Below are 24508 nucleotides of genomic sequence, written 5' to 3'. Positions count from 1 at the left end.
CTCCGTTCTGCCGCGCGTTCTGAGCCGCTGATTCCTTCACCCATCCGGACTGGTCCCCCGTTGTTAAAATCAATACGGCGGCGGAGCGCACAGAGCATTTGACAGGTGCCCGCGGGCGCGGCGGAGAGGCGTCTGAAACAGGGAAGGGCCGGACGATCGTCCGGCCCTTCCCTGTTGTTATGAAAAAACAGATGGGAAAATGAAGCGTTACTTGTGGTCCACAGAGGACATATACTTGATGAGCTCCACCACCTTGTTGGAGTAGCCGATCTCGTTGTCGTACCAGGAAACCACCTTTACAAAGGTGTCGGTGAGGGCAATGCCGGCGGTGGCGTCAAAGATGGAGGTGCGGGGATCGCCTAAGAAGTCGGAGGAGACCACGGCGTCCTCGGTGTAGCCTAAGATGCCCTTCAAACTGGTTTCGGAGGCCTTCTTCATGGCGGCGCAGATCTCCGCATAGGTGGCGGGCTTTGCCAGGTTGCAGGTCAAATCCACCACGGAGACATCCAGGGTGGGGACGCGCATGCTCATGCCGGTCAGCTTGCCGTTGAGCTCGGGGATGACCTTGCCCACGGCCTTGGCCGCGCCGGTGGAGGAGGGGATGATGTTGCCGGAAGCGGCCCGGCCGCCTCTCCAGTCCTTCTTGGAAGGGCCGTCCACCGTCTTCTGGGTGGCAGTGGTGGAGTGAACGGTGGTCATCAGACCCTCGGTGATGCCGAAATTGTCGTTGAGGACCTTGGCGATGGGGGCCAGGCAGTTGGTGGTGCAGGAGGCGTTGGAGACAAACTTCATCTCAGAGGTATAGGCCTCGTTGTTGACGCCCATGACGAACATGGGGGTGTCGTCCTTGGAGGGGGCGGACATGACCACGTGCTTCGCGCCGGCGTCGATGTGGCCCTGGGACTTCTCCTTGGTCAGGAAGAGGCCGGTGGACTCCACCACGTACTCCGCCTCTAACTTGCCCCAGGGAATCTCGGCGGGGTTCATGCAGGCGTAGACCATGACGCGCTTGCCGTTGACGGTGATGGACTCCTCGTCATAGCTGATGTCGCCCTGGAACTGGCCATGCATGGTGTCGTAACGGAGCATATAGGCCATATAGTCGGGGGTCATGCCCGGGTCGTTGATGCCCACAAACTCCACTCCGCCCTGCTGCAGTCCGGCGCGAAACACCAGACGGCCGATGCGGCCGAAGCCATTGATGCCGATTTTGATCGTACTCATAGAAACGAACTCCTTTCCATTATACCAGGATGCCGCCGGATGGCAAAAAAAGGACACTGTGGGTGGCATCACTAAAAAACGTTTGCGTAAACGATTACTGTAAAGATTGTATCATAGGGAAAAAATAGATTTCAATTGACAAAACGGACAATATTGTTGAAAAATTTTGTTGCTTATATATAGTATATTTGAGAATGAAACCGGAAAAGTGAAGGGTTGCTTGACACTCCCCGCTCTCCGCTCTATAATGGCAAAAAAGGCGGAGAAAAGGTTTGCGCAAAATCCGCCTTGTTGCGCAAGGAGAAGAAACGGATGAAGGTAACGATCAGTGACGTGGCAAAGCTGGCTGGAGTGTCCACCGCCACGGTTTCCCATACAATCAACCATACACGATATGTCTCCGAGGAGACCCGTGACCGTGTGATGCACGCCATTGCGGAGCTGGGATATACGCCCGACGCCTCTGCCAGAAGCTTCCGGACCGGAAAAAAACGCACCATTGGGTTTATTGTGCCCGATATTTCAAATAAATTCTTTGCAACTTTGGTGGAGACGCTGGAGGAGTACCTTGCCCAGCGGGATTACCATCTGGTGATCGCCAATACCAAGGAGAATATGGACCGGGAGGAGACCAACATCCGGCTGCTCTCCGCCGGCCTGGTGGACGGGCTGCTGGTGGCTTCCACCATGGAGGAGTTCGACCGGTTCGACCAGCTGATTCCCGCCGCCTTCCCGGTGGTGCTGGTGGACCGTGTGTTTCCGGTGAAAAAGTATGGCTCCGTCTCCGTGTCCAACTTTCAGCCCATCTACCGCAGCGTCTGCCGTCTGGCCGGGAAAGGCGACCGCAGGGTGGGCTTTATCGGCGGCCCTGAGCGGCTCTCCACCACCCAGGAGCGGCTCTCGGCCTATCGCCAGGCAGTGGCGGACTGCGGCCTGGCGGACGAGGAGCTGCTGGTGCAGTACGGCGACTTCAAGGACAACAGCACCCTGCGCTGTCTGGACGCGCTGCTCCAGCAGCAGTGTGACGGATTGATCGTGGCCAACGGCCTGATGGCCACGGAGATCATTATGTACCTTCAGCAAAAGGGGATTCAGATAGGGAACGGAATCGACCTGGTCAGCTTCATTGACTACAATTCCAGCTTCAACGAGGTCTATGCCAATGCCATGGACTCCATTGTCCAGCCGGTGGATGAGCTGGGCCGTGCTGCCGGTGAACAGATCCTCCGGCGGATTGAGGAGCCGGAGTCCCCCGTGGTAGAGCAGGTGCTCTCCAGCACCTACCACCCCCACACCATGCCCATCTCCTGGAACCACTCGGACCGGTGAGCCGCCCGCCCCGGAGGACCATTCCTCTGGGGCATTTCCTGCTTCGGGTATCCGGACCGGGAATGGAGCGCTTACCGTATCATACGTACACTGAAGCCAAATTTGTGAATGGAGGAGTACCATGCGCCAGCGTGTAGAGCACGATACCATGGGAGAGGTCCTGGTGGACGCCAACCGCCATTGGGGCGCCCAGACCCAGCGCAGCCTGGAGAACTTCCGCATCGGCACGGAGAAGATGCCCCGGGAGATCATCCTTGCCTTTGCGGCGCTGAAGGAGGCCTGCGCCCGGGCCAACGCCGATTTCGGGAAACTGAGCTGCCGGCAGGCGGAGGCCATCGCGGCGGTATGTGAGAAACTGCGCAAGGGAGAGTATGAGGAGGAATTCCCCCTCTTGGTCTGGCAGACCGGCAGCGGCACCCAGACCAACATGAACGTCAACGAGGTGATCGCCCACCTGGCCGCCCGGGAAGGGGTGGCGCTCCACCCCAACGACCACGTGAACGCCTCTCAGAGCTCCAACGACACCTTCCCCTCGGCGCTGCACATTGCGGCGGCGCTGGCGGTGGTGGAGCAGGTGCTGCCCGCGGCCGGGAGGCTGGAGGAGACCTTTGCCCGGCTGGAGCGGGAGAACGGGGATGTGATCCGCATTGGCCGCACCCACTTGCAGGATGCCACGCCCCTGCGCTTTTCCCAGGAGATCTCCGGCTGGCGGGAGCTTGTGGCGACGCCCTGCCGGATGCTGCGGGCCGCCCTGCCGGAGCTCTGCGCCCTGGCCATCGGCGGCACGGCGGTGGGCACGGGACTCAACGCGCCCCAGGGCTACGACCGGGCGGTGTGCCGGGAGCTGGCCGCCCTGACCGGCGTGGACTTTGTGCCGGACGAAAATAAGTTCCACGCCCTCACCAGCAAAGACGCCCTGACCTTTGCCCACGGCGCCCTGAAGGCCCTGGCGGCCAACCTGATGAAGATTGCCAACGACATCCGCTGGGAATCCAGCGGCCCCCGCTGCGGCATGGGGGAGATTCATATCCCGGAGAACGAGCCCGGCTCCTCCATCATGCCCGGCAAGGTGAACCCCACCCAGTGCGAGGCAGTGACCATGGTGGCGGTGCAGGTCATGGGCAACGACGCGGCCATCGGCTTTGCCGCCTCACAGGGCAATTTTCAGCTGAACGTATTTTTGCCCGTGTGCGCCTATAACTTCCTCCAGTCCGCCCGGCTGCTGGCCGACTGCATGGACTCCTTCCGGAAGAACTGTGTGGAGGGGATCACCGCCGACCGGGAGCGGATGGCCTATAACCTGAACAACTCCCTGATGCTGGTCACCTGCCTCACGCCGGAGATCGGCTATGAGCAGGCGGCCCGGTGCGCTAAGAAGGCGCTGCGGGAGGGGATCACGCTGAAAGAGGCGGTGGTGTCCTCAGGACTGCTCAGCGCCAAGGAATTTGACGAGGCCGTTCGGCCGGAAAAGATGGTGTGATATGTTGGGACTGCGGCCGTATCAGATCGGCGACGCCGCCTATGTGACCGGATGGGTCAAAGACCGGCGAACGCTGCTCCTGTGGTCGGGCCGGAGGTTTGCGGACGAGGAGCTCCCGCTGAAGCCGGAGCGGTTCCACGACCAATATCTGGCCCGGGCGGAGGAGCCGCTGTGGCCCATGACCGCCTTTGACGAGACCGGGACGCCGGTGGGCCATCTGAATCTGCGCTGGCCGGACGCCTCCGACCGGAAGACCGTGCGCATCGGGTTTGTCATAGTGGACGCGGCCTGCCGGGGGCGGGGCGTGGGCCGGGAGATGGTGTCCATGGCCTGCCGCTACGCTCTGGACTACCTCAGGGCGGAGCGGGTGACGCTTGGGGTGTTCGCGGATAATTCTGCGGCCCTCCGCTGCTATGAGTCCATCGGATTTGAACGGATCGGCAAGAGCGAGTACCCCATTGGGGAGGAACGCCTCCCGGGGATCGAGCTGGAATATAAACACAAGAAAGGATAGCCGCCGAAGGCGGCAGGTGCTGCAATGGATTATGCCAAGGAATCACTGAGACTGCACTATGAGTGGAAGGGCAAAATAGAGATGACCCCCCGGGCGGCGGTGGACAGCCGGGAAGCCCTGTCCCTGGCCTACACACCGGGGGTGGCCCAGCCCTGTTTGGAGATACAAAAGGACGTGGACAAGTCCTATGAGCTGACCCGCCGGTGGAACACGGTGGCCGTGGTCACCGACGGCTCCGCCGTCCTGGGACTGGGCGACATCGGACCCGAGGCCGGTATGCCGGTGATGGAGGGCAAGTGCGTTCTCTTCAAGGCCTTTGGCGGCGTGGACGCCATTCCCCTTTGCATCAGGAGCCACGAGGTGGATGAGATCGTCAACACGGTGGCGCTGATCGCCGGCTCCTTCGGCGGCGTGAACCTGGAGGACATCTCCGCGCCCCGCTGTTTTGAGATTGAGCGCGCCCTGAAGGAGCGCTGCGACATCCCCATCTTTCACGACGACCAGCACGGCACCGCCGTCATCACACTGGCCGGACTGACCAACGCACTGAAGGTGGTGGGGAAGAAGAAGGAGTCGGTCCGGGTGGTCATCAACGGCGCCGGCGCGGCGGCGATCTCCATCGCGCGGCTGCTGCTCAGCGCGGGGTATGGGGACATCATCCTCTGTGACCGGCGCGGCGCCATCCACGAGGGCCGGGAGCAGGGCATGAACTGGATCAAAGAGGAGATGGCCCGCCTCACCAACCGGGACAGGCGCTCCGGCTCCCTTGCGGACATGCTGGCGGGGGCGGACGTTTTTATCGGCGTGTCCGCGCCGGGTATGGTCACCCGGGAGATGGTACAGACCATGAACCGGGACGCCATTGTGTTTGCCTGCGCCAATCCCACGCCGGAGATTTTCCCGGACGAGGCCAAGGCCGGAGGCGCGGCGGTGACGGCCACCGGCCGCAGCGACTACCCCAACCAGATCAACAATGTGCTGGCCTTCCCCGGCATCTTCCGGGGTGCGCTGGACGCCCGGGCCAGCGACATCAACGACGATATGAAGATCGCCGCCGCCACCGCCCTGGCCGGTCTCATCGAGGAGGACCGGCTCTGCGCCGACTATATCATCCCCGCCGCCTTTGATCCCCGGGTCCGCCAGGCTGTGGCGGCGGCGGTGGCCCAGGCTGCCCGGGAATCCGGCGTGGCCCGGATCTGATCGCAGGAGCATGAAAGATTTCTACAAACGCCTCTGAGCTGCGCCCGGCGCTTCCCATTGGGGCGCCTTTGCGGCTGGCTCTGCATAAAAATGAATACAGCTAAATATACAGAAAATAGTGCATATCTCCGGGAGGTATGCACTATTTTCTATGAATTTTTTAAAAATATGCAAAATTATCCAGACAGACTCCAAAACATTGTGCAAATTGCGTATTGCATATTTATACACTATAGACGTATAATTCAAACATCATCAAACACGGAACAAAAACGGAGGCAATTGATTATGAGCAAGAAAGAGATCAAAAAGATCGTCCTGGCCTATTCCGGCGGCCTGGACACTTCCATTATCATTCCCTGGCTGAAGGAAAACTACAACAATCCTGAGATCATCGCCGTGGCCGCCGACGTGGGCCAGGGCGATGAGCTGGAGGGACTGGAGGAGAAGGCCATCAAGACCGGCGCCTCCAAGCTGTACATAGCGGACCTGGTGGACGAGATGGTGGACGACGTCATCATCCCCTCCCTGAAGATGGGCGCAAGCTATGAGCAGTACCTGCTGGGCACCGCCTTTGCCCGCCCCATTATCGGCAAGAAGCTGGTGGAGATCGCCAAGCAGGAGAACGCCGACGCCATTGCCCACGGCTGCACTGGAAAGGGCAACGACCAAGTCCGTTTTGAGCTGGCCATCAAGCGCTTTGCGCCGGAGATGACCATCATCGCCCCCTGGAGAACCTGGGACATCAAGAGCCGTGACGAGGAGATCGACTACGCCGAGGCCCACAACGTCCCCCTGAAGATCAACCGCGAGACCAACTACTCCAAGGATAAGAACCTGTGGCACCTGAGCCATGAGGGATTGGACCTGGAGGACCCCGCCAACGAGCCCCAGTATGAGAAAAAGGGCTTTTTGGAGATGGGCGTCAGCCCCGTCGACGCGCCCGACAAGCCCACCTATGTGACCATCGACTTTGAACAGGGCGCGCCCGTTGCCTTGGACGGCCAGAAGATGAAGGCCAGCGACATCATCCGCAAGCTGAATCAGTTGGGCGGCGAGAACGGCATCGGCCTTCTGGACATCGTGGAAAACCGCCTCGTGGGCATGAAGGACCGCGGCGTCTATGAGACGCCGGGCGGCACCATCCTCTATCACGCCCACCAGGCGCTGGAGATGATCACCGTGGATAAGGACACCGCCCACATGAAGACCAAGCTGGCCGTGGATTTCGCGGACCTCATTTACAACGGCAAGTGGTTCAGCCCCCTGCGGGAGGCCCTGAGTGCCTTTGCCGACAAGACCCAGGAGTACGTGACCGGCTCCGTGAAGCTGAAGCTCTACAAGGGCAACATCATCAACGCCGGCATCACCTCCCCCCACAGCCTCTACTCCGAGCAGCTGGTGACCTTCGGCGAGAGCGACTACGATCAGGGCCAGGCAACCGGCTTCATCAACCTCTGGGGCCTGCCCGACACGGTCCAGGCACTGCGGGAGCAGGGCAAGCTGTAAAAAATAGACGGTTACGCTGTTTTTCGGCATATGGGCCGCACGGCCCGTGCCTTGGATTTCAGCCGCAGGCATGGCAGTTTGATTGCGGAGCAATTAAAAACGCCTCTTCGCGCGGATTTTCCGCACACGATTTCAAACCACTGGGTGGAAACGGCGGGACGGCCTCCCGCCGTTTTCCCAGTTAAGGAGAACCGATATGAAACTTTGGTCCGGCCGGTTCGGCAAGGAGACCAACGAGTTGGTCAACGATTTCAACGCATCCATTCAATTCGACGCCCGGCTCTACCGGGAGGACATCCAGGGCAGCCTGGCCCACGCCAGGATGTTAGGGGACTGCGGCGTCATCTCCAAAGAGGACGTGGCCGCCATCACTGCGGGGCTTGAGTCCATCCTAAAGGACATCGAGCAGGGCAGGGTGGAGTTCACCGCCGACAACGAGGACATCCACATGAATGTGGAGGCCCTTCTGACAAAGCGCATCGGCGACGCGGGCAAGCGGCTTCACACTGCCCGCAGCCGCAACGACCAGGTGGCGGTGGACTTCCGTATGTACGTCCGCCGGGAGATTCCGGTGATGGTGCGGCAGGTGGCAGAGCTTCAGAGCGTGCTGTGCCGCCAGGCGAAAGCCCACCAGACCACGGTGATGCCCGGCTACACCCACCTCCAGCGGGCCCAGCCCATCTCCTTTGCCCAGCATCTGATGGCCTACGCCAACATGCTCTGCCGGGATGTGACGCGTCTGGAGGACTGCGCAAAGCGGCTCAACGAGTGTCCGTTGGGCTCTGGCGCCCTGGCCGGCACCACCTATCCCATCGACCGGTGGGAGACGGCCCGGGATCTGGGGTTTGACGCGCCCATGTCCAACTCCTTAGACGGCGTCAGCGACCGGGACTACGCTCTGGAGCTGCTGAGCGCCCTGTCCATCCTGATGATGCATCTCAGCCGCTTTTCCGAGGAGGTGATCCTCTGGTGCAGCTGGGAATTCAAGTTCATTGAGCTGGACGACGCCTACGCCACCGGCTCGTCCATCATGCCCCAGAAAAAGAACCCGGACGTGGCGGAGCTGGTTCGGGGCAAGACCGGCCGCGTCTACGGCGATCTGATGAGTCTTCTGACGGTGATGAAGGGCATTCCCCTGGCCTACAACAAGGACATGCAGGAGGACAAGGAGCCGGTATTCGACGCCATCGACACGGTGGAGATGTGCGTTCCGGTGTTTGCCGCCATGTTGGACACCATGCGGGTGATTCCGGAGAACATGCGCGCCGCTGCCGGCCATGGCTTCATCAACGCCACCGACTGTGCCGATTACCTGACCAAAAAGGGTATGCCCTTCCGGGACGCCTACACCGTCACCGGCCGTCTGGTGGCCTACTGCGGCCAAAACGGGAAGACCTTGGAGCAGCTGACCCTGGAGGAGCTGCGTCAGGTGTCGGACCTCTTTGACGGCGACGTCTACCAGGCCCTGAGCTTGGAGGAGTGCATGGGCCAGAGAAGCAGCTACGGCGGCCCCGCCGTCAGCGAGACGAGCCGCCAGATCGCAGCGGTGGAGGAATTCATCGCCGCCCGCCGCGGATAGAGAAAGAGGGAGACCATGACACAAAAACACTTTTTAAAGCTTTTAGACTTTACACCAGCTGAAATTCAGGAGTTTTTGGATACCGCCGCGGAGCTGAAGGCCAAGAAGAAGGCGGGCGTTCCCCACCGTATGCTGGAGGGGAAGAACGTGGCGCTGATCTTTGAGAAGACCTCCACCCGCACCCGCTGCGCCTTTGAGGTGGCGGCCCAGGACTTGGGCATGGGCAGCACCTACCTGGGGCCCACTGGCTCCCAGATCGGCGTAAAGGAGTCCATGGCCGACACTGCCCGGGTATTGGGCCGTATGTTTGACGGCATCGAGTACCGCGGCTTTGAGCAGTCCAGGGTGGAGGAACTGGCTCAGTACGCCGGCGTGCCGGTGTTCAACGGTCTGACCAACGAGTTCCATCCCACCCAGATTTTAGCGGACTTTTTGACCATCCAGGAGCACTTCGGCAAGCTACAGGGGATCAAGCTGGTGTACATGGGCGACGCCCGGTACAACATGGGAAACTCCCTGATGGTGGGCTGCGCCAAGATGGGGATGCACTTTGTGGCCTGCGCGCCCAAAAAGTACTTCCCGGACCAAGCGCTGATCGACGCCTGCCAGGCTGTGGCTTCCCAGACCGGCGCCAAATTGGAGTTCATGGAGGATCCCATGGAGGCCACTCAGGGCGCCCATGTGATCTACACCGACGTATGGGTCTCCATGGGAGAGCCGGTGGAGGTCTGGGCGGAGCGCGTCGCCGATCTGGGGCCCTACCAGGTGACCCAGACCCTGATGGACAACGCCGGCCCCCAGTGCCGGTTTATGCACTGCCTGCCCGCCTATCATGACCACAAGACCACGGTGGGCAGGGAGATGGGAGAGAAGTTTGGGCGTAGCGCCATGGAGGTCACCGACGAGGTCTTTGAGTCCCCCGCCTCCATCGTCTTTGACGAGGCGGAAAACCGCATGCACACCATCAAGGCCGTTATGGCCCTGCTGATGCAATAACCCTGTGAGGGGTCAGCTCTCCGTTTTTGATGAGGGAACCGGCTGCCGCGCAAGCGGCAGCCGGTTCCTTTTTGCGGGCCTCAGACATAGAGGCGGGACATTCTGCAGTGCGCTGCTGCGCGTAAACGATTGACTCTTGTGAGAATCACCATAGAATAAAAAAAGAATTGTGCGATTGAGAGAAAACGACGTATTTCAATTGACAAGAAAACGCCCAATTTGGTATGGTTATACAACAAAGGGAACTGGAAACGTTTCCGGTAACGTTACCAACGGTGGTGATCAAGTGACAATCAAAGACATTGCAGCGCTGTGCGGCGTGTCTGTCAGCACGGTATCCCGGGTGCTGAACAATCATCCCGACGTCAGCGCGCAGGTGCGCTCCCGGGTGATGGAGGTGGTCCAGGCCAACCACTACATCCCCAGCAACAGCGCAAGGGATCTGGTGCGCACCCGTTCTGACGCCATTGGGCTGGTGGTCCGGGGCACGGCCAATCCCTTTTTTGCCGAGGTCCTCAAGACCATGGAGGCCAAGGTCACCGAGGCGGGGTATACCATGGTGCTCCACCAGATCGGCACCTGCGACGACGAGCTCCAGGCCGGAGCCATGCTGGAGAGGGATAAAAAGCTGCGGGGCCTGCTGCTTTTGGGCGGGCGGTCCGACTATGCGAAAAACGATGTGGCCGCGCTGAATGTCCCCTTTGTCTGCTGCACCTATGACAACAGCTATGGGACGCTGGGGGAGGAGGAGTACTCCTCCGTGTCCATTGACGACGAGCAGGAGGCCTGCCGGGCGGTAAAGAGCCTGATCGGCAAAGGGCACCGGCGGATCGCCGCTCTCATATCGGCCCGGAATGACCGCTCCATCAGTGAGCTGCGCTACGGCGGCTACCGCCGGGCGCTTAAGGAGGCGGGCATTGCGCTGGACGAGACGCTGGTGGAGGAGACGGGCAGCTTCCAGATGCCGGAGGCCTACGAGGCCATGGAGCGGCTGCTGAAGAGAACCGGGGAGTTTACGGCCCTTTTCGCCATCTCCGACGCCATGGCCGTGGCGGCAATCAAGGCTTTGGACGATGCGGGGCGCCGGGTGCCGGAGGACTGCTCTGTCATAGCCATCGACGGCATCACCATGTCAGCCTACACGCTGCCGACCCTCAGCACGCTCATCCAGCCTGCGGACCAGATCGCCGCTGAGGCGGTGCGCATCTTGGTGGACCGGATCGAGGGCCGCGCCGCCGGCCGTCACGTGCAGGTGGCCACGATTCTGCGCCCTGGGCGTTCTGTTTGCGTAAATCAGGAATAAAATTGGTTTTTACATCGCAAGATGTGAAAATAGAAAAACGGAAAATAAGGAGATGTCTCTATGAAAAGAATGTTCACTCTCTTGCTGGCATTGGTCCTGTGTGCTTCTTTGCTGGCTGGCTGCGGCAATTCCGGCGGCAGTTCCAGTGGCTCCGGCAGCGGCAGCGGTTCCGGCGCGGCTTCGGACGGTCAGGTCTACTACCTGAACTTCAAGCCTGAGCAGGATGAAGACTGGAAGGCTCTGGCGAAGGCCTACACCGAGGAGACCGGAGTGCCTGTCACCGTGGTGACCGCGGCCTCCGGCGACTATGAGACCACGCTGATGGCCGAGATGGGCAAGTCCGAGGCGCCCACTCTCTTTCAGGTCAACGGCCCCGTGGGTCTGAAGAACTGGCAGGACTACTGCTATGACCTGTCCGACACGGCGAGCTACGGAGAGCTGACCAGCGATGACTTTGCCCTCAAGGGCGAGGACGGCAGCGGCGTCTACGGCATCGCCTATGTCATCGAGACCTACGGCATCATCTGCAACAAGGCCCTGCTGGAGCAGGCCGGCTACTCCGTGGAGGACATCACCAATTTTGAGTCTTTGAAGAAGGTGGCTGAGGACATCACCGCCCGCAAGGGTGAGCTGGGCTTCTCCGCCTTCACCTCCGCCGGCATGGACGGCAGCTCCGACTGGCGCTTTAAAACCCACCTGGCCAACCTGCCCATCTACTATGAATATGAGAACGAGGGCATCCACGCCGAGGCCATCCAGGGCACCTATCTGGACAACTACAAGGCCATCTGGGACCTGTATATCAACAACGCCACCTGCGCTCCCAGTGAGCTCTCCGCCAAGACCGGCGACGACGCGGTGGCTGAGTTTGTGGGCGGCCAGGCCGTGTTTTATCAGAACGGCACCTGGGCCTACAACGACGTGAAGGACCTGGGCGACGAGAACCTGGATATGCTGCCCATCTATATCGGCGTGGACGGCGAGGAGAACCAGGGCCTGTGCACCGGCTCTGAGAACTACTGGTGCGTCAATAAGGATGCCGCCCCTGAGGACATCCAGGCCACGCTGGACTTCCTCTACTGGGTGGTGACCTCCGAGACCGGAACCACCAGCCTGGCCGACGACATGGGCTTCGTCTGCCCCTTCAAGTCCGCCAAGACTTCCACCAACTACCTGGTGGGCATTGCCGATCAGTATATCGCCGACGGCAAGAAGCCTGTGGACTGGTGCTTCCCCACCATGCCTTCTGAGGAGTGGAAGAACGGCGTCGGCAGCGCTCTGACCGCCTATGCCGCCGGAACCGGCACCTGGGATGCTGTTGTGACCGCCTTTGTGGACGGCTGGGCCTCCGAATACCAGCTGGCCAACGGCTAAGTATGGATTCCATGGGGGAGCGGTTTTCGCTCCCCCATTTTCCCATGCCGCTTTTTGAAACGGCGCAAAATCTTCGCAACGGAGGGAGAAGCATGGAAAAAGCCTTAAAGAGATACTTCCCGATCTTTGTCCTGCCCACGCTGGCCGCTTTTATTGTGGGGTTCATCATCCCATTCGGCCAGGGGCTCTACCTGTCCTTCTGCAAGTTTACCACTGTCAACAACGCCTCGTGGGTGGGCTGGGGCAACTATGAAAAGGCCCTGACGGACGCCACCTTCTCCCACGCCTTCCGGTTTACTGTGGGCTTTGCCGTGGTGGCCACCGTGCTCATCAACGTGCTGGCCTTCATGATCGCCCTGGTGCTGACCCGGAATATCCGGGGCACCAACCTCTTCCGCACGGTGTTTTTCATGCCCAATCTCATCGGCGGCATTGTGCTTGGCTATATCTGGCAGATCCTGCTCAACGGCGTGCTGAGCCAGCTGGCCCAGCCCCTTCTGGCGCTGAATTCCACCGCGGGCTATTGGGGGCTCATCCTGCTCATGTGCTGGCAGCAGATCGGATATATGATGATCATCTATATCGCCGGACTCCAGAATGTGCCGCCGGAGCTGATGGAGGCGGCCTCCATCGACGGCGCCACGCCCTGGCAGACGCTGTGGCGGGTGAAGCTGCCCATGGTCATGCCCTCCGTCACCATCTGCCTGTTTTTGACCATCACCAATTCCTTCAAGCTCTTTGACCAGAATCTGTCCCTCACCGCCGGTGAGCCCGCCCACGCCACGGAGATGCTGGCGCTGAACATCTACTATACCTTTTACTCCCGCTCGGGTCCCATGTGGAAGGGCATCGGTCAGGCCAAGGCCGTGATCTTCTTCGTTCTGGTGGTGGCCATCGCCCTGATCCAGCTTCGGGCCACCCGCTCCAAGGAGGTGCAGCAATGAAAACGAGAAAAGGGTCTCTCTGGACGCTTTTTTTTACGGTGCTCAGCGCGCTGTATCTGTATCCCATCATCATGGTGGTGCTCAACTCCTTCAAGGAGGAGACGGCCATTACCACCGCCGGCGCCTTTGAGGCGCCCACGGCGGAGACCTTTGCCGGCCTTTCCAACTATATCAACGCCATTGCCTCCAAGGGCTTTTTGCAGAGCTTTGGCTACAGCCTCTTCATCACCGTCTCCTCCGTGGCGCTGATCCTGCTGTGCTGTTCCATGTGCGCCTGGTATATCACCCGGGTGAAGAGCCTTCTCTCCAGGGTGCTCTACTACCTCTGCGTCTTCTCCATGGTGGTGCCCTTCCAGATGGTGATGTTCACCCTCTCCTCCGTGGCGGATAAGCTGCACATCAATCTGCTGCTTTTTGATCTGCGATTCAATACGCCCTGGACCATCTGCTTCATCTACCTGGGCTTTGGCGCGGGGCTGGCGGTATTCATGTTCTCCGGCTTTATGAAGTCCATTCCCCTGGAGATTGAGGAGGCGGCCATGATCGACGGGTGCAACCCCATCCAGACCTACTTTCACATTGTGTTCCCCATCCTGCGGCCCACCATGATTTCCGTGGGCGTGCTGGAGACCATGTGGGTGTGGAATGACTACCTGCTTCCCACGCTGGTGCTGGACATCAAGAAATACCGCACCATTCCCATGCTGATCCAATATTTCCGGGGCAGCTACGGCCGGGTGGAGATGGGACCCATGATGGCCTGCATTGTGCTGACCATCCTCCCGGTGGTCATCGTCTACCTGTTGGGCCAGAAGCACATCATCAAGGGCGTCGTGGCCGGCGCGGTGAAAGGATGAGCGGGATGGAAGAGCCGATTCAGCGCCGCTGCGGCGTACTGATGCCCATTTCCGCCCTGCCGTCTCCCTATGGGATCGGTACGCTGGGCCGGGCGGCCTATGAGTTTGCGGATCAGCTGAAGGCGGCGGGACAAAGCTGCTGGCAGCTGCTGCCCGTGGGCCCCACCAGCTATGGAGATTCGCCTTACCAGAGTTTTTCCACCTATGCGGGCAACCCCTATTTCATCGACCTTGAAACGCTTTGCGAAGAGGGCCTTCTGGAGCGGCGGGAGGTGGAGTCCGTGGACTGGGGCGAGCGGCCCGACCGGGTGGACTATGCCGCCGTCTATGCCCATCGCTTTGACCTTCTGGCCAGGGTGGCGGAGCGGGGCTGGGAACGGGACCATGAGGCGGTGGAATCATTTGTGGAGGAGAACCGCCGTTGGCTGCCGGACTACGCGCTGTTCATGGCGGTGAAGCGCCACTTCGGCATGGTCGCCTGGACCGAATGGGAAGAGGAGGACATCCGGCTCCACCGGAGCGAGGCGGTGGAGCGCTACCGCGGCCTCCTGTGGGAGGATGTGCGGCTGTTCACCTATGCCCAGTTCCTGTTTTTCCGCCAGTGGAACCGGCTCAGAGAGTATGTCCACGGCCTTGGATTGCAGATCATCGGGGACCTGCCCATCTATGTGGCCATGGACTCGGCCGACGTGTGGGCGGAGCCGGAGTGGTTCCAGCTGGATGAAAAGAACCGGCCCACGGCGGTGGCCGGTGTGCCGCCGGACTACTTCAGTGCCGAGGGGCAGCTGTGGGGCAACCCCCTTTATAACTGGGACGCCATGAAGCAGGATGGCTTCGGATGGTGGATCCGGCGGATGGAGGGCGCGGCCCGCCTCTTTGACGTGGTGCGCATCGACCATTTTCGGGGCCTGGAGAGCTATTGGGCGGTGGCGGCGGATGCCGGGAGCGCCAGGGAGGGCCACTGGGTCAAGGGACCGGGCATGGACCTGGTGGGAGTGCTCACCGGATGGTTCCCAGAACTTAAAATCATTGCCGAGGACCTGGGTTTCCTGACGCCGGAGGTCCACCAGCTGCTTCAGGATTCCGGGTTGCCGGGGATGAAGGTGCTGGAGTTTGCCTTTGACTCCCGGGAGCCCTCCAACTATCTGCCCCACACCTATGCGCCTCACTGTGTCTGCTATGTGGGGACCCACGACAACGCGCCCGTGATGGCCTGGAAGGAAGAGGCGGAAGCGGACGATGTGGCCTATGCCCGGGAATACCTGGGGCTCAATGAGGAAGAGGGCTTTGTCTGGGGAATCCTCCGGGGCGGCCTGGGCAGCGTGGCGGAATTGTTTGTGGCCCAGATGCAGGACTACTTGGAGCTGGGCGCCGAATCAAGGATGAACACGCCTGGGGTTTTAGGCGGCAACTGGCAGTGGCGATTGCTGCCCGGTCAGTTTACCGATGCGATAGCAAGGAAGATGGCCCGATACGCAACGATGTACGGCCGCTGTCCGGTTGAACCTGACAAGCAAAAATAAATATAAGTGAAAGGCAGCTCCTCTTTGGGGAGCTGTCTTTTTGCATCCGCTCCGGATGAGGTGAAAATGGGCGCGCACATGGCGGAAAATGGGACAGCCTTTTTGGCCGGGGGACGGCGGGGCGCATACACTGTATGGGGAGCCTTCCCCACTTCTCCCGGCTTGACCGGGTGCAAAGGAGCGAACCATTTGATGAATATTTACCGACCGAAAGATAAATGTGATGAGTCCTGCTACCTGCCTCCCTGCCCGCCGCCCTGCTGTCCGCCGCCCTGCTGCCCGCCGCCTTGCTGCCCCGTTTCGGGCCCCACGGGGCCGACAGGTCCCACCGGCAGCAGAGGGCCCACCGGACCGACAGGCCCCACCGGCCCCACAGGAGGCACAGGTCTCCGTGGGGCAACCGGCGCTACGGGTGCTACCGGTCCCACGGGGCCGACAGGTACCACAGGACTGACCGGTTTTACCGGTCCCACGGGCGCGACAGGCCCTGAAGGCCCTGCTGGTCCTACCGGCCCCACGGGTGCGACAGGTCCTGCTGGTCCTACCGGCCCCACGGGCGCAACGGGTCCTGAAGGCCCCGCCGGAGCAGCCGGTCTTGCCGGCCCCACGGGCGCCACAGGTCCTGAAGGTCCCGCTGGTCCTACCGGTCCCGCCGGCCCCACGGGCGCGACAGGCCCTGAAGGCCCTGCTGGTCCTACCGGCCCCACGGGCGCCACAGGCACTGAAGGTCCTGCCGGAGAAGCCGGCCCCACCGGTCCTACCGGCGCAACGGGGCCTGAAGGTCCTGCCGGTCCTACTGGCGCGACAGGCCCTGAAGGTCCCACCGGCGCAATCGGCCCTGCTGGTCCCACCGGCCCCACAGGTGCACGCGGCCCCACTGGCCGTGGTGTCAGAGTAAACACCACTACCACCGGTGAGCCTGAAGAAGAGGCCAGTGTTATTGATGTGGGCGACGAAAATGAGGGGGTGCTGAATTTCCGCATTCCCAGAGGAGCGACCGGCGCAGAGGGTCCCGCCGGTGAACAGGGCCCCACCGGCCCCACGGGCCCCACCGGCCCCACGGGCCCCACCGGCCCCACGGGCCCCACGGGAGCCACAGGGGTGGGCGTCACCGGAGCAACTGGAGCAACCGGCCCCACCGGCCCTGCCGGTCCCTGCTGCTGCCATATATGCTGTGCCTATGTGACCCACTATACCTGCAAAAAAGCAGTGACCGTCCTTGACGGCACCAGAGGCGGAGTGAATCAGAATATCCCGCTTCCGTATTTCGCATCGGCCATTGCGATCAATCCCCAAACCGGTTACGCATATGTCAGCAGCTTTCAGGATGATGTTGTCATGGTGTTGGATGCGGCGTCGGGTAAAGTGATCGCATCGGTCTCTGTAAGCTCCCCGAACCAACTGGCCCTCAACCCCAATACGAACAGGGTGTATATTCCCAACACACAGCAGGACACGGTTTCTGTGATGGATGGAGTGACAAACCGGGCGATGGGGACAGTCGCGCTGCCGGCTGGAAGCATACCGATGAAAGTGGCGGTCAATCCCGCCACCAATACAATCTACTGCATTGGCCAGCAGAATCTCTATGTGATCGATGGCCGGACGAACGCGCTGACCGATACGGTCAATATTGTCTGTCCCACCAACCTCGCTGTCAATCCCCGCACCAACCTGGTCTATATCACGGCGGAAAACAGCATGCTGTATGCAGTTGACGGAGTAACCAACCGGATCACCGGCACGCTGGCGTCCGCTTTTTGCGGAGTGCCCCTTGCCCTTGCGGTGGCTCCGGACACAAACACGGTTTATGTGACGACAAGCGTTCACCCGGACCTGTACCGCATCAGCGGCAATACCCTCCAGGTGCTTGATGTGCGGCCTCTGGAAGGGGAAGCACGGGATATGGCCGTGGATTCCTGCGGGGGCCTGTTGTATATTGTCCTGGAGCATGCGGAAAAGGTGCTCCTCTATGACATGAGAAGCGGAACAGTCACGCGGTCCATTCCGGTCGACTGCCCCTATGCCATCGCGGCCTTCGCAATGCAGGGCTAAAAAGAGACAAATGGCCTTCGGGGCCAGGGACAGGCGGGAATTCCCCGCCTGTCCTTTCCAAAAATTGTCTCAAAGTGGAAGGAGTCGCTATGAATACCATCAGCCTTTGCATGATCGTAAAGAATGAGGAGGAAACCCTGCCCCGCTGCCTGGACTCTGTGGGAGACGCGGTGGATGAGATCGTGGTGGTGGATACGGGCAGCACCGACCGTACCAGAGAGGAGGCCCGGCGGTATACGGACCGGGTCTATGAATTCCCCTGGAGAGATGACTTTTCCGCCGCGCGCAATTTTGCCTTTGACCTGGGGCGTATGGACTACCTGATGTGGCTGGATGGCGACGATGTGCTGAAGCCGGAGGATCAAAGGGCGCTGACGCAGCTGAAAAGGGAGCTGGAGCCGGACACGGACGTGGTGATGCTGCCCTACCACACGGCCTTTGACGCGGCCGGCCGGCCCACCTTTACCTACTACCGGGAGCGTCTCATCCGCCGGGAGGCAAAGCTGCGCTGGGAGGGCGCGGTCCATGAGGTCATTGCCCCGGCGGGAAAGGTCGTCTACGGAGAGGCCGCCGTCACCCACCAAAAAATTGGACCCGGGGACCCGGACCGGAATCTCCGCATCCTGGAGGGCTTAATGGCCAAAGGGAAAAGGCTCTCGCCCCGGGAGCGCTTTTACTATGGCCGGGAGCTGACCTATCACCAGAGGGACCGGGAGGCGGCCCGGGTGCTGAAGGAATTCCTGGAGAGCGGGGAGGGCTGGGTGGAGAACAACATCCAGGCCAGCCGGGACCTGGCGGGGTGCTATGAGCGCCTTGGAGAGCAGGAACTCCGATTCCAGGCACTGGCCTTCGGCCTGCGCTTTGGTCCGCCCCGGGCGGAGAGCTGCTGTGAGTTGGGGCGGTTTTTTCAGGAGAGGGAGGAATGGTCCAGCGCCGTCTACTGGTATGAGCGGGCCCTGGAGTGTCCGATGGAGGAGCGCGGCGGCTTTACCATCCCGGAGTGCTACGGCTATGTGCCCGCGCTGCAGCTTTGCGTGTGCTGCTACCGAATGGGAGACGCCGCGCGGGCGGAGTCCTACAATGAGATGGCCTGCGGCATCAAACCGGACAGTGAGTCCTGCCGGCATAACAGGGCCTTTTTTGACCATCTGAAGGGCAAAAAAGCCTGAACGTGCGGATAGGAGAAAAAGACAGCTCCAAGAAAGGAGCTGTCTTTTTCACAGTCGATTTGATGCACACTGTTTTTTTAGGCTTTTTTCACCGCGTTGTGGCGGATGGGCTTCCACTCCACCCGGCGCACAAGGGCCGCAAGGGAGATGGGGACATAGGTCAGCATAAAGAAGGGGAAGGTGAAGAGATAGACGATCTTTTGCACCGGCTTGGCCTCAATGGCCTTCCACTCGCTCAAAACCGTGAGGCCGCCGCACAGCAGCATGCCCAAATAGAAGTTCACAAGCAGGAAGACCACCGTGTGGACCACCTCCCGGATGACCCAGCGGGTCAGGAAGTGGGGCAGGGAAAAGGCGGCGGCGACAATGACCCCGTTGAAGAGGACCAGCCCCACATTGAGCAGCATGGCCGGGGCAATGGTCATCAGCATGTCATAGCAGGAAAATCCACGGCGTCCGCCGTAAAGGATACCCCGCAGCAGCGCCCAGCTGTAGCGGCCGTCCACCTGGTAGAAGCCCTTGGACCAGCGCAGCCGCTGATCCCAGGACTGGCGCAAGGTGATGGGCTGCTCGTCATAGACCATGGCCCGGCCGCAGTAGCCGATCCGGCGGCCCCGGACGGCACAGTCCGCTGAGAACTGGATATCCTCCGTCAGCAGGTGGAAGGGCCAACCCCTGTTTTCCCGGATCAGACGGTCAGAGACCAGAAAGCCGGTGCCGGAGATGGCGCAGTTCAGACCCAGGGCACAGCGCACGGCGTTGAGAAACCGGGCTTCCCGCAAAAACCAGATGGAGTATCCGGCGGAAATCCAGCAGCTGCCGAAGTTCTTGGAATTGCGGTAGCTGGTGAGGGCGTCGTATTTGCCGGAGTCAAAGGTGCGGTTCATCTCCGCCACAAAGTTGGGGTCCACCAGATTGTCGGCGTCAAAGACAAAATATCCGTCGTAGTCCCGCCGCTCCCGGCACAGCCGGGCAAAGAACCAGTCCAGAGCATACCCCTTGCCCACCTCCGTGCGGCTGGAGCGCCGGTATACAATGGCGCCGGCGGCCTCGGCGATCTCGGCGGTGCGGTCTGTGCAGTTGTCGGCCACTATGTAGATGTCCAGCAGCTCCGATGGGTAGCGCTGGGCCTTCAGGCTGGCAATCAGGTCGCCGATCACATTTTCCTCGTTCCGGGCGGAAACCACCGCCGCGTACTTGTGGAGCCTGGCCCGGGGACGGATTTCCTTGCGCCGGCGCAGCCACAGGCCGATCAGAGTGTATACTGCCTGGTAGGCGTAGATAATCCCCAAAAAGAGAATGATCGACTCATTCAGGTGTCTTACAAAACGAAGCATCCTTATAAATTCCTTTCTTCCAATCAGCGATCTTCCACCCCTGCAAATCGGATTAATTATAGGCCGATTTGCAAAATAATCAAGGCATATTGTGACGAAAATCATAAAAATAGATGGCTAAATTTATGGAATTACGACAAAAACCGCCGCCGGCCCAGCCGACGGCGGTTTTGTTGTTTTTACCCCAAAAGGTTCAGGAAGATGGTGATGATGCTGGCATTGAAAAAGTCAATAAACAGGCTGCCCACCAGGGGCACCACAAAGTAGGCCTGGGGAGCCGGACCGTACTTATCCGTAACCGCCTGCATATTGGCCATGGCATTGGCAGTGGCGCCCATGCCGAACCCGCAGAAGGCGGTGGTCATGACAGAGGATTCGTAGTCCCGGCCCAGCAGGTTAAAGACCACAAAGTAGGCGTAGATGGCCATAAGCACGGTCTGGGCCAGCAAAATGACGATCATGGGCAGCGCCAGCTCCGCCAGTTCCCAGAGCCGGAGACCCATCAGGGCAAAGGACAAGAACAGGGAGAGGCATACGCTGCCGGTGATGGAGATCTCCTCATGGGGCATGTAGCCGCCGGTCGCGTCCCAGATATTGCGCAGGATAGCAGCGGCCAGCATGGCGCCGATATAGGGGGGAAAGGTCATAAACTGATCCAGAAAGCCGGAGATCAGAGTGCCCACTCCGGAGGCAATCCCCAAGAAGATGGCGGCTGAGGTGAACTTCTGGGTGGAGGTGAGGGCGGCATGGCGGGTGTCCACACCCACGCCCTCCACTTCGGGAAGGTCCCCGGCGGACTCGATGTCCTCCCCGGTGGAGTGGAGATCGTTCTGGGCAATGCGGCGCCGGGCCAGAGGGCCGCCCAACATGCTGCCCGAGAGCAGGCCGTAGGTGGCGGAGGCGATGGCCACCGTCTTGGCTCCCATGACGCCCATTTTATCCAGCATGTCGCCCATGGAGCCGGCGGTGCCGTGGCCGCCCACCATGGGGATGGAACCCATACACAGTCCCAGCCGGGAGTCCAGGTCAAAAACCGTGGCCAGCCCCACGCCCAGGAGGTTTTGCAGCACCACCATCACAATGGCGATGCCCAAAAAGATGAAGACCTGCTTGCCGCCCCGCTTGAGCAGACGGAACGAAGCGGTGAAGCCCACGCTGGTGAAGAAGATGGTCATAAAGAAATCCTGAAGTGTGGGGTCAAACACCACCTCCAGCACGCCGGTGCCGCGTAGCAACAGGTGGAGCAGCGCATAGATCAGGCCGCCCACCACCGGGGCGGGGATGCAGTATTTGCCCAACAGGGGGACTTTCCGGATGAGAAAGCTGCCAAGTGTGTAGACCAGCGCGGCGATAGCCAGTCCCTGAAACAGATTCAATTCAACAGTGAGCAATAGAGTACCTCCTTACAGATCAATCAGCCCGGCGGACGGCGGGCTGATGGCCGGAAAACGCAGAGAAAATCCACCGCAGGGCGCATTGCCCTGCGCGCTGCTCAAGCTCTCTGGTGGTTAGCCGGTGATTCCATGTGCGCCTGCTGGATGCCAAAATATAAAAACGCACAAAACCTACAATAAATTAGCATGTTTTCATCAAAAAGTCAATGCATCTACCGGAGTTTCTTCACGGTTTCGAGCCAAACGAAAAAACAGCTCCGGAGAATCCGGAGCTGTCTCAGCTGTGTTCCGTATAGGAGTCCACTGGCCGCCACTTGAGGGCGGAGCCGTCGCCGCACAGGGTGGTTTTGACCGAGTTATCCAGCGCCTCCACACTGTCGAACTTGACGGTGGCGTTTGCCGGCCGCTTGCCGTCATGGCCATAGGAGCGGTACCAGTTCCCGTCCGCGGGATTGTAGAGCAGGGGGGCATTCCACTGCCCGTTGACGACGCCGTCTGTTTTTTCACGGGCAAAGAGCCAGATATAGCCGAGCCGGTCCTCCGCGCCTTTTCCGGATTCGGAATAAAAGGGCTCAATCTGGTACTCCGTGCCGTCCACTGTCAGTGTGGGCCACCTGTTCCCATTGGCCGCATAGAAATAGGTGCGCAGGGAGTCGTTGCGGTTGAGCTCAGTGGAAGGGACGCCCGTTGGATTTAAGATAAAATCCCGGAAGTCCAGAATCAGTCCCTGGCTCACCGCGTGCTCAGAATCCTCACCGGTGCCGCCGTGGATGGAGCAGCTGACGCGGATGATGTCCCCCACCTCCACGGTGATCGTGCCGCCGGCCGGACAGACGATCCCAAGGGAGTCTTTGAGCTGATCCGCCTGTTCCCTTGTGAGGCCGTCGATCACCTGGGCATAACGCAGCTGACCCAACAGGGTCTGGCGGTTGGTAAGGCAGACAGCCTCCTTGGCCTGGTCGGACCGGGAGGAGAACGTGGGGATGGCAATGGCGGCCAGGACGGCGATAATAGCCACTACAATCAGCATCTCCATCAGGGTAAAGCCTGCTCTGCGGGAGCCTTGCTCCCGGAACCGATTGAGTCCAGCCATTTCATGACCCCTTCCCACGGTTGAACGCCGTTTTTGCCATTATAGCAGGAAACGGTTACATGGTCAATCCAAATTGGGAAGTGACAGACAAAAAAGTTACCGGCCGCAGTCGGCCTGACCGCCGCAGAGCATCTGCAGAGCGTGATTCAGGGTGGGCAGCACCGCTCCCAAGTTCTCCCGGACGGCCTTGGGACTGCCGGGCAGGTTGACAATCAGCGTTCTTCGCCGGATGCCCGCCTGGGCCCGGGACAGCATGGCCTTTGGGGTAAACCGCATGGAGGCAAAGCGCATGGCCTCCGGAATACCGGGACACAGCTTTTCGCATACGGCGGCGGTGGCCTCGGGGGTCACGTCCCGGGGCGCAAAGCCGGTGCCGCCGGTGGTGAGCAGCAGCTGCACCTGAGCGCTGTCACAGAGCCTGCGCAGGGCGGATTCAATCTGGGGCTGTTCGTCCGGCACCAGGTCCAGGGAGGCCACGGCGTAGCCTGCCTCCTCCAGCATGGATTGGACCAGGGGACCGGAGAGATCGGGGCGTTCGCCCCGAAAGCTCCGGTCGCTGACTGTCAGCACAGCGGCGGTAAACATGAGACATTCCTCCTCATCGAAGTGTGAGCACATGCTCCGGGGCGACGGAGACATAGAGCAGGTCTCCGGCGGCCCAGCGGCCCTTTTCCGCCTCCATGTGCAGCAGCGGCGCCTCCGGCGCGGCGGAGAGTGGCCGCAGGGTCAGAAGATCGGAAAAGGCCTCCGGCGCCGATTGCACCACAGAGCAGGCAAAGGAATTTTCCACGCCCTCCCGGGCCAGACGCAAATGCTGCATCCGCAGCCCCAGAGCGGTGGTTTCAGGCGCCGCCGGCGCGGCGCGGCGCAGGGTGATCCCCCACAGGGGAATTTCAACCTCCGTCCCCCGGGGGACGGCCCCCACCAGGTTTTCGCAGCCGGAGAGCCGGGCGGCGGAGACGGAAACGGGGTCGGCGAAAAACTCCTCCATGGGCCGCGCGCCGAAGGCGGCCCCCGACTCCATGACGCAGACCTGGCGGCAGCTGCGGCAGGCCTCCCCCTGGTCGTGGGTCACCCAGACCGAAGTGGCGGAAAAGGCGGTTAAGGCGCAGCGCAGCTCTTCCTCCAGCTGACGGCGGAGATAGAGGTCCAGGGCGGAGAGGGGTTCGTCTAACAAGATGGCCTCCGGTTCCGAGGACAGGATGCGGGCCAGAGCCGTGCGCTGCTGCTGGCCGCCGGAGATCTGGCTGGGCCGGTGCTCCGCCACGTCCTCAAGGTGAAACCGGCGCAGCAGCTCCGCCGTGGTCTCCTTCCGCCGCCCCTTCTGCGCGGCCACGGCGATGTTCTGGCGCACCGTCATGTTGGGGAAGAGGGCGTACTGCTGAAAGAGATATCCCACCTTCCGCCTCTGGGGCGGGAGGTCGATGTGTCCGGCGCTGTCGAAGAGGGTCCTGCCGTTTAAAATGATCTTCCCCTCATCCGGCCGGAGAATTCCGGCGATGCAGCGAAGCGTGACGCTCTTGCCGCAGCCCGACGCGCCCAGCAGCGCAAGCGGCGAGCTGCCGGTTTCGAATTGCACCTGGAGCTGAAAGTCCCCCAGACGCTTTTGAATGTCCACACTCAGCATG

The 24508-nt window shown here is 60.9% G+C and carries 20 protein-coding genes; 14 read left to right on the top strand and 6 right to left on the bottom strand.

Annotated elements, in window-relative coordinates; all coding sequences use genetic code 11:
* Positions 1-207: 207 nt before the first annotated feature.
* Positions 208-1224: a type I glyceraldehyde-3-phosphate dehydrogenase gene (gap, locus tag KQI82_RS00435; RefSeq protein ID WP_216557173.1), complete on the bottom strand. Its 1017-nt coding sequence runs from the start codon at positions 1222-1224 to the stop codon at positions 208-210.
* Between the two features lie 312 nt (positions 1225-1536).
* Here gap and KQI82_RS00430 point away from each other — a divergent pair, with 312 nt between their 5' ends.
* The 14 genes from KQI82_RS00430 (at position 1537) to KQI82_RS00365 (ending at position 19056) form a co-directional block, all read left to right on the top strand.
* The gene (locus KQI82_RS00430; protein ID WP_216557170.1) at positions 1537-2553 is read left to right on the top strand and encodes a LacI family DNA-binding transcriptional regulator; all 1017 of its coding nucleotides are present in this window, start codon (positions 1537-1539) and stop codon (positions 2551-2553) included.
* A gap of 121 nt (positions 2554-2674) precedes the next feature.
* Positions 2675-4033, top strand: a complete 1359-nt coding sequence (fumC, locus tag KQI82_RS00425; protein ID WP_216557168.1) for a class II fumarate hydratase — start codon at positions 2675-2677, stop codon at positions 4031-4033.
* Between the two features lies 1 nt (position 4034).
* A complete protein-coding gene (locus tag KQI82_RS00420) occupies positions 4035-4547 on the top strand; it encodes a GNAT family N-acetyltransferase (protein ID WP_216557165.1) in 513 nt (170 codons plus the stop codon).
* A 24-nt stretch (positions 4548-4571) separates the two neighbouring features.
* The gene (locus tag KQI82_RS00415) at positions 4572-5747 is read left to right on the top strand and encodes an NAD(P)-dependent malic enzyme (RefSeq protein WP_216557161.1); all 1176 of its coding nucleotides are present in this window, start codon (positions 4572-4574) and stop codon (positions 5745-5747) included.
* Positions 5748-6035: 288 nt separating this feature from the next.
* Complete coding sequence (locus KQI82_RS00410; protein WP_216557157.1) at positions 6036-7256, top strand: argininosuccinate synthase; 1221 nt, start codon at positions 6036-6038, stop codon at positions 7254-7256.
* A gap of 196 nt (positions 7257-7452) precedes the next feature.
* On the top strand, positions 7453-8835 hold the full coding sequence (gene argH / locus KQI82_RS00405) for an argininosuccinate lyase (protein ID WP_216557155.1): 1383 nt from the start codon (positions 7453-7455) through the stop codon (positions 8833-8835).
* A 15-nt stretch (positions 8836-8850) separates the two neighbouring features.
* Positions 8851-9831, top strand: coding sequence for an ornithine carbamoyltransferase (gene argF / locus KQI82_RS00400; protein WP_216557151.1), 981 nt, complete (start codon positions 8851-8853; stop codon positions 9829-9831).
* 286 nt (positions 9832-10117) lie between these two features.
* A complete protein-coding gene (locus tag KQI82_RS00395) occupies positions 10118-11134 on the top strand; it encodes a LacI family DNA-binding transcriptional regulator (RefSeq protein WP_216557148.1) in 1017 nt (338 codons plus the stop codon).
* A 60-nt stretch (positions 11135-11194) separates the two neighbouring features.
* A complete protein-coding gene (locus tag KQI82_RS00390; RefSeq protein WP_216557145.1) occupies positions 11195-12508 on the top strand; it encodes an ABC transporter substrate-binding protein in 1314 nt (437 codons plus the stop codon).
* Positions 12509-12600: 92 nt separating this feature from the next.
* The gene (locus KQI82_RS00385) at positions 12601-13452 is read left to right on the top strand and encodes a carbohydrate ABC transporter permease (protein ID WP_216557142.1); all 852 of its coding nucleotides are present in this window, start codon (positions 12601-12603) and stop codon (positions 13450-13452) included.
* A complete protein-coding gene (locus tag KQI82_RS00380) occupies positions 13449-14309 on the top strand; it encodes a carbohydrate ABC transporter permease (RefSeq protein WP_216557140.1) in 861 nt (286 codons plus the stop codon). The genes KQI82_RS00385 and KQI82_RS00380 overlap by 4 nt, the downstream gene beginning before the upstream one ends.
* Positions 14310-14314: 5 nt before the next feature.
* Positions 14315-15832: a 4-alpha-glucanotransferase gene (gene malQ, locus KQI82_RS00375; protein WP_216557137.1), complete on the top strand. Its 1518-nt coding sequence runs from the start codon at positions 14315-14317 to the stop codon at positions 15830-15832.
* 945 nt (positions 15833-16777) lie between these two features.
* Positions 16778-17887, top strand: a complete 1110-nt coding sequence (locus KQI82_RS00370) for a YncE family protein (RefSeq protein ID WP_216557135.1) — start codon at positions 16778-16780, stop codon at positions 17885-17887.
* An 89-nt stretch (positions 17888-17976) separates the two neighbouring features.
* Complete coding sequence (locus KQI82_RS00365) at positions 17977-19056, top strand: glycosyltransferase family 2 protein (protein ID WP_216557133.1); 1080 nt, start codon at positions 17977-17979, stop codon at positions 19054-19056.
* A 77-nt stretch (positions 19057-19133) separates the two neighbouring features.
* Here KQI82_RS00365 and KQI82_RS00360 read toward each other — a convergent pair whose 3' ends face one another.
* The 5 genes from KQI82_RS00360 to KQI82_RS00340 all read right to left on the bottom strand — a co-directional run bounded on the left by KQI82_RS00360 (position 19134) and on the right by KQI82_RS00340 (position 24507).
* The gene (locus KQI82_RS00360) at positions 19134-20393 is read right to left on the bottom strand and encodes a glycosyltransferase family 2 protein (protein WP_216557129.1); all 1260 of its coding nucleotides are present in this window, start codon (positions 20391-20393) and stop codon (positions 19134-19136) included.
* 179 nt (positions 20394-20572) lie between these two features.
* Positions 20573-21784 carry a sodium/glutamate symporter gene (gltS, locus tag KQI82_RS00355; RefSeq protein WP_216557124.1) on the bottom strand — a complete coding sequence of 404 codons (1212 nt, stop codon included), beginning with the start codon at positions 21782-21784 and terminating at the stop codon, positions 20573-20575.
* Positions 21785-22064: 280 nt separating this feature from the next.
* Positions 22065-22880 (bottom strand): prepilin-type N-terminal cleavage/methylation domain-containing protein, encoded by an 816-nt coding sequence (locus KQI82_RS00350; RefSeq protein WP_216557121.1) that lies wholly within the window; start codon positions 22878-22880, stop codon positions 22065-22067.
* 96 nt (positions 22881-22976) lie between these two features.
* A complete protein-coding gene (locus KQI82_RS00345) occupies positions 22977-23465 on the bottom strand; it encodes a MogA/MoaB family molybdenum cofactor biosynthesis protein (protein WP_216557118.1) in 489 nt (162 codons plus the stop codon).
* A 13-nt stretch (positions 23466-23478) separates the two neighbouring features.
* On the bottom strand, positions 23479-24507 hold the full coding sequence (locus KQI82_RS00340; RefSeq protein WP_216557114.1) for a sulfate/molybdate ABC transporter ATP-binding protein: 1029 nt from the start codon (positions 24505-24507) through the stop codon (positions 23479-23481).
* Between the last annotated feature and the right edge of the window lies 1 nt (position 24508).

Origin of the sequence: Dysosmobacter acutus (assembly GCF_018919205.1) — a bacterium.
In the GTDB taxonomy this organism is placed as follows: domain Bacteria; phylum Bacillota; class Clostridia; order Oscillospirales; family Oscillospiraceae; genus Oscillibacter; species Oscillibacter acutus.
This window is presented reverse-complemented; position numbering and strand designations above follow the sequence as displayed.